Origin of the sequence: Bacillus sp. AFS077874, assembly GCF_002566505.1 — a bacterium.
In the GTDB taxonomy this organism is placed as follows: domain Bacteria; phylum Bacillota; class Bacilli; order Bacillales; family Bacillaceae_G; genus Gottfriedia.
The window spans coordinates 1-4,683 of the sequence record NZ_NUYF01000046.1 but is presented as its reverse complement, the minus strand read 5'-3'; the positions used below and the strand labels follow the sequence as shown (position 1 = coordinate 4,683).

General features: G+C 51.6%; 2 rRNA genes. Both read left to right on the top strand.

The window, feature by feature from the left end:
- Positions 1-75: 75 nt before the first annotated feature.
- Positions 76-1,625 (top strand): 16S ribosomal RNA (locus COJ46_RS19890).
- A gap of 110 nt (positions 1,626-1,735) precedes the next feature.
- Positions 1,736-4,673: ribosomal RNA gene (locus COJ46_RS19885) — 23S ribosomal RNA — on the top strand.
- The 16S and 23S rRNA genes sit together here, the layout of an rRNA operon.
- Positions 4,674-4,683 lie beyond the last annotated feature (10 nt).

The following is a 4,683-nucleotide window of genomic DNA, read 5'->3' as shown; positions in this document are numbered from 1 at the left end:
CTTTGAAAACTAAACAAAACATGAAGTAAACGTCAATTATTAGTTTTTTGAGCAATACAAGATTTAAACTTAACTTTTATGGAGAGTTTGATCCTGGCTCAGGACGAACGCTGGCGGCGTGCCTAATACATGCAAGTCGAGCGGACTAATGGGAGCTTGCTCCCGTTAGTTAGCGGCGGACGGGTGAGTAACACGTGGGCAACCTACCTGTAAGACTGGGATAACTTCGGGAAACCGGAGCTAATACCGGATGACATAAAGGAACTCCTGTTCCTTTATTGAAAGATGGCCTCGGCTATCACTTACAGATGGGCCCGCGGCGCATTAGCTAGTTGGTGAGGTAACGGCTCACCAAGGCGACGATGCGTAGCCGACCTGAGAGGGTGATCGGCCACACTGGGACTGAGACACGGCCCAGACTCCTACGGGAGGCAGCAGTAGGGAATCTTCCGCAATGGACGAAAGTCTGACGGAGCAACGCCGCGTGAGCGATGAAGGCCTTCGGGTCGTAAAGCTCTGTTGTTAGGGAAGAATAAGTGCTAGTTGAATAAGCTGGCACCTTGACGGTACCTAACCAGAAAGCCACGGCTAACTACGTGCCAGCAGCCGCGGTAATACGTAGGTGGCAAGCGTTGTCCGGAATTATTGGGCGTAAAGCGCGCGCAGGCGGTTTCTTAAGTCTGATGTGAAAGCCCCCGGCTCAACCGGGGAGGGTCATTGGAAACTGGGAAACTTGAGTGCAGAAGAGGAAAGTGGAATTCCAAGTGTAGCGGTGAAATGCGTAGAGATTTGGAGGAACACCAGTGGCGAAGGCGACTTTCTGGTCTGTAACTGACGCTGAGGCGCGAAAGCGTGGGGAGCAAACAGGATTAGATACCCTGGTAGTCCACGCTGTAAACGATGAGTGCTAAGTGTTAGAGGGTTTCCGCCCTTTAGTGCTGAAGTTAACGCATTAAGCACTCCGCCTGGGGAGTACGGTCGCAAGACTGAAACTCAAAGGAATTGACGGGGGCCCGCACAAGTGGTGGAGCATGTGGTTTAATTCGAAGCAACGCGAAGAACCTTACCAGGTCTTGACATCCTCTGACAACCCTAGAGATAGGGCTTTCCCTTCGGGGACAGAGTGACAGGTGGTGCATGGTTGTCGTCAGCTCGTGTCGTGAGATGTTGGGTTAAGTCCCGCAACGAGCGCAACCCTTGATCTTAGTTGCCAGCATTTAGTTGGGCACTCTAAGGTGACTGCCGGTGACAAACCGGAGGAAGGTGGGGATGACGTCAAATCATCATGCCCCTTATGACCTGGGCTACACACGTGCTACAATGGATAGTACAAAGGGTTGCAAGACCGCGAGGTGGAGCTAATCCCATAAAACTATTCTCAGTTCGGATTGTAGGCTGCAACTCGCCTACATGAAGCCGGAATCACTAGTAATCGCGGATCAGCATGCCGCGGTGAATACGTTCCCGGGCCTTGTACACACCGCCCGTCACACCACGAGAGTTTGTAACACCCGAAGTCGGTGGGGTAACCTTTTAGGGGCCAGCCGCCTAAGGTGGGACAGATGATTGGGGTGAAGTCGTAACAAGGTAGCCGTATCGGAAGGTGCGGCTGGATCACCTCCTTTCTATGGAGACATCATGAACCGATGGTTCATGTATGAAANNTTTGTACCTTGAAAACTAGATAATGTCATTCATTAAACTGCGTAAGTTTAATTCAATTAGTTTTAAAATTAGTTAAGTTAGAAAGGGCGCACGGTGGATGCCTTGGCACTAGGAGTCGATGAAGGACGGGACTAACACCGATATGCTTCGGGGAGCTGTAAGTAAGCTTTGATCCGGAGATTTCCGAATGGGGAAACCCACTACTCGTAATGGAGTAGTATCTTTACCTGAATACATAGGGTACTGAGGACAGACCCAGGGAACTGAAACATCTAAGTACCTGGAGGAATAGAAAGCAATAGCGATTTCCTGAGTAGCGGCGAGCGAAACGGAAGATAGCCCAAACCAAGAGGCTTGCCTCTTGGGGTTGTAGGACACTCTATACGGAGTTACAAAGGAACGGGGTAAATGAAGCGACCTGGAAAGGTCCGTCAAAGAAGGTAAAAACCCTGTAGTTGAAACCTCGTTCCCTCTTGAGTGGATCCTGAGTACGGCGGAACACGTGAAATTCCGTCGGAATCTGGGAGGACCATCTCCCAAGGCTAAATACTACCTAGTGACCGATAGTGAACCAGTACCGTGAGGGAAAGGTGAAAAGCACCCCGGAAGGGGAGTGAAAGAGAACCTGAAACCGTGTGCTTACAAATAGTCAGAGCTCGTTAACGAGTGATGGCGTGCCTTTTGTAGAATGAACCGGCGAGTTACGATCCCGTGCAAGGTTAAGTTGAAGAGACGGAGCCGCAGCGAAAGCGAGTCTGAATAGGGCGATATAGTACGTGGTCGTAGACCCGAAACCGAGTGATCTACCCATGTCCAGGATGAAGTTCAGGTAACACTGAATGGAGGTCCGAACCCACGCACGTTGAAAAGTGCGGGGATGAGGTGTGGGTAGCGGAGAAATTCCAATCGAACTCGGAGATAGCTGGTTCTCCCCGAAATAGCTTTAGGGCTAGCCTTATGTGTTAGAGTCTTGGAGGTAGAGCACTGATTGGACTAGGGGCCCCCAACGGGTTACCGAATTCAGTCAAACTCCGAATGCCAATGACTTATCCATAGGAGTCAGACTACGAGTGATAAGATCCGTGGTCAAGAGGGAAACAGCCCAGACCGCCAGCTAAGGTCCCAAAGTATACGTTAAGTGGAAAAGGATGTGGAGTTGCTTAGACAACCAGGATGTTGGCTTAGAAGCAGCCACCATTTAAAGAGTGCGTAATAGCTCACTGGTCGAGTGACTCTGCGCCGAAAATGTAACGGGGCTAAACGTATCACCGAAGCTGCGGATTGATACCGTATGGTATCAGTGGTAGGGGAGCGTTCTAAGGGCGTTGAAGCTAGATCGTAAGGACTGGTGGAGCGCTTAGAAGTGAGAATGCCGGTATGAGTAGCGAAAGACGGGTGAGAATCCCGTCCACCGTATGCCTAAGGTTTCCTGGGGAAGGCTCGTCCTCCCAGGGTTAGTCAGGACCTAAGCCGAGGCCGACAGGCGTAGGCGATGGACAACAGGTTGATATTCCTGTACCACCTCATTTCCGTTTGAGCAATGGAGGGACGCAGAAAGATAGGGTAAGCGCGCTGCTGGATATGCGCGTCCAAGCAATTAGGCTGATGTGTAGGCAAATCCGCACATCATAAGGCTGAGTTGTGATGGCGAGGGAAATATAGTACCGAAGTTCCTGATTCTACGCTGCCAAGAAAAGCTTCTAGCGAGGAAATAGGTGCCTGTACCGCAAACCGACACAGGTAGGCGAGGAGAGAATCCTAAGGTGAGCGAGAGAACTATGGTTAAGGAACTCGGCAAAATGACCCCGTAACTTCGGGAGAAGGGGTGCTCTTTTGGGTGTATGCCCGGGAGAGCCGCAGTGAAAAGGCCCAAGCGACTGTTTAGCAAAAACACAGGTCTCTGCGAAGCCGCAAGGCGAAGTATAGGGGCTGACGCCTGCCCGGTGCTGGAAGGTTAAGAGGAGGGGTTATCCCTTACGGGAGAAGCTCTGAATTGAAGCCCCAGTAAACGGCGGCCGTAACTATAACGGTCCTAAGGTAGCGAAATTCCTTGTCGGGTAAGTTCCGACCCGCACGAAAGGCGTAACGATTTGGGCACTGTCTCAACCATAGACTCGGTGAAATTATAGTACCTGTGAAGATGCAGGTTACCCGCGACAGGACGGAAAGACCCCGTGGAGCTTTACTGCAGCTTGATATTGAATTTTGGTACAGCTTGTACAGGATAGGTAGGAGCCTGAGAAGCCGGAGCGCTAGCTTCGGTGGAGGCGTCGGTGGGATACTACCCTGGCTGTATTGAAATTCTAACCTAGAGCCGTGATCCGGCTCGGAGACAGTGTCAGGTGGGCAGTTTGACTGGGGCGGTCGCCTCCTAAAGAGTAACGGAGGCGCCCAAAGGTTCCCTCAGAATGGTTGGAAATCATTCGAAGAGTGTAAAGGCATAAGGGAGCTTGACTGCGAGACCTACAAGTCGAGCAGGGACGAAAGTCGGGCTTAGTGATCCGGTGGTTCCGCATGGAAGGGCCATCGCTCAACGGATAAAAGCTACCCCGGGGATAACAGGCTTATCTCCCCCAAGAGTCCACATCGACGGGGAGGTTTGGCACCTCGATGTCGGCTCATCGCATCCTGGGGCTGTAGTCGGTCCCAAGGGTTGGGCTGTTCGCCCATTAAAGCGGTACGCGAGCTGGGTTCAGAACGTCGTGAGACAGTTCGGTCCCTATCCGTCGTGGGCGCAGGAAATTTGAGAGGAGCTGTCCTTAGTACGAGAGGACCGGGATGGACACACCGCTGGTGTACCAGTTGTTCTGCCAAGAGCATGGCTGGGTAGCTATGTGTGGAAGGGATAAGTGCTGAAAGCATCTAAGCATGAAGCCCCCCTCAAGATGAGATTTCCCATAGCGTTAAGCTAGTAAGACCCCTGAGAGACGATCAGGTTGATAGGTCAGAGGTGGAAGCGTGGTGACACGTGGAGCTGACTGATACTAATCGGTCGAGGACTTAACTAACAAGTTTGAT